The organism is Pseudanabaena sp. BC1403, assembly GCF_002914585.1.
GTDB lineage: Bacteria > Cyanobacteriota > Cyanobacteriia > Pseudanabaenales > Pseudanabaenaceae > Pseudanabaena.
The window spans coordinates 1-2,180 of the sequence record NZ_PDDM01000063.1; the positions used below are offsets into that span (position 1 = coordinate 1).

Annotated in this window: 1 protein-coding gene; it reads left to right on the plus strand. The window is 42.2% G+C overall.

From position 1 onward, the window contains the following. The first annotated feature begins 547 nt into the window (after positions 1–547). Positions 548–2,092 carry a reverse transcriptase domain-containing protein gene (locus CQ839_RS24520; protein WP_103670921.1) on the plus strand — a complete coding sequence of 515 codons (1,545 nt, stop codon included), beginning with the start codon at positions 548–550 and terminating at the stop codon, positions 2,090–2,092. Positions 2,093–2,180 lie beyond the last annotated feature (88 nt).

Sequence of the window (2,180 nt, forward strand, 5' to 3'; positions counted from 1 at the left end):
AGTGCGATTCGTTCAGTGTGAATCACGGTAACCAGTCCGTACATAACCACTGAAGCTAGAAATCCTAGAGTATAGCTTAACTGTCCAGATGATATAGGTGAAAACCCTATCGTCTAAACTCAAGACTGACTCCTTATCTGCCCACACTGAGTAAACTCGGTTTTTACAGGGTGAAGCTGGGAACAGGGCGTAACCAGACATCTAAATGCTGATGACACTGACGCTAACAGGGAGTTCCTATGATGAAACAGAGCCTAAAAAAGCAACCTATGAGTAGAAAGACGCAAATAATAAAGTCTTATCTTGCCAGAAATAATCCCGCCGCATCTTTCGTTGAATAGCGGTAAGAGTAAGGGGTTCTGGCGGTTGAATTGGCTACATCTAACGGGACATATCAATCTTCTGGACGGAACGAATAAAAACGTGTCCAAGGTCTGTAAATTGTCGAATCTACGGTAAGCCAGACGAGCGGATTAACTCCTTAGACACGGGTAGGATGAGGCGTAATTGCCTCAAGGTATTCAGATTACACAAACTCAAGCAGCTTATGGTTAGCCACGATAGGAATGTCAGTGAACTTTGGAAAGAATTGCCTTGGAAGAAATTCCGAGTCAACCTTTTTAGACTACAAAAGCGAGTGTATAAAGCAGTTCAAGTTCAAGATATGCGGAAAGCAAGGTCTTTACAAAAACTAATTCTCAAATCTAAAGCAGCTAGGCTACTAGCAATTCGACAAGTAACTCAGCTAAACGCTGGTAAAAAAACGGCTGGTATAGATGGCAAAAAGTCACTCACATTTGAAGAACGCTTCACTTTAGAGAAGATTTTAGCAAAACACTACATCAACTGGAAACATTCAGGCTTACGAGAAATCCCTATCCCTAAAAAAGACGGGACAATGCGTAAGCTAAAAGTGCCTACAATCGCAGATAGAGCTTGGCAATGTCTAGCAAAATACGCACTCGAACCAGCACACGAAGCAACTTTCCACGCTCGAAGCTATGGGTTCCGAACAGGACGTTCAGCACATGATGCTCAGAAAATCATGTTTATTAACCTCAACAGTAAAGCCAACGGAATAGATAAACGAGTTATCGAACTCGATATTGAAAAATGCTTCGACAGGATTAACCACTCTGCAATCATGGATAACCTAATTGCCCCTTTTGGACTAAAGCTTGGCATCTTTAGATGTCTCAAAGCTGGAGTTAATGTAGGTTTTCCAGACCAAGGAACGCCACAAGGCGGAGTAGTAAGTCCATTACTAGCAAACATCGCCCTAAACGGTATCGAAGACCTCCATAGGTACAAAGACACCCAAGGAAGAATACGCACCCCATCTGTAAGATATGCAGATGACATGGTGATAATTCTACGCCCTGAAGATGACGATGTTAAAATACTTGCCAAAATTAGCGAATTTCTAGCCACAAGAGGTATGAAGGTTAGTGAAAGAAAAACCAAGACAACCGCCACGAAAGACGGTTTTGACTTCCTCGGCTGGCATTTCAAATGTCAGAAAAATGGAAAATTTAGAAGTACACCCTCTGAGGAAAATTTCAAAATATTCCGCAAGAAGGTTAAAGCCATTATCAATAACTCGAATTATGGTGCAAATGTGAAAGCCGAAAAGCTAGCACCCATTGTTAGAGGTTGGAGAAATTACCACCGCTACTGCAAGATGGACGGGGCAAGAAACTCGTTATTTCCCATCCAATACAGAGCGTTTAAGGTATTTAAAAAGGAAACTAAGCAAAATTGCTACTCCTGTAAGAAATTACTCGATAAAGCTTTCCCTAATGTTTCTTATTCTGAAAACAACCATATCAACGTCAAAGGAGAGAAATCCCCCTACGATGGCGATATTGCCTACTGGAGCGAACGTAAAAGTAAGCTCTATGATGGCGAAACCTCTAAAGCTCTCAAAAAGCAAAACCATTCATGTGATACCTGCGGACTAAAATTCGCAGACGATGAGAAAGTGCATTTACATCATGTCGATGGAAATCACCAGAATTGGAAGCCCAAAAATCTTGTGGCAATACACGAAAGCTGCCACGACTTCTATCACATGAGCAAAAGCGCAAGCTAAGAATATCGGGAGCCGAGTGCAGTGAAAGTTGCACGCTCGGATCTAATAGAGAGGGGCTGGGGATAATACCCCACCTCGACTCTAACAG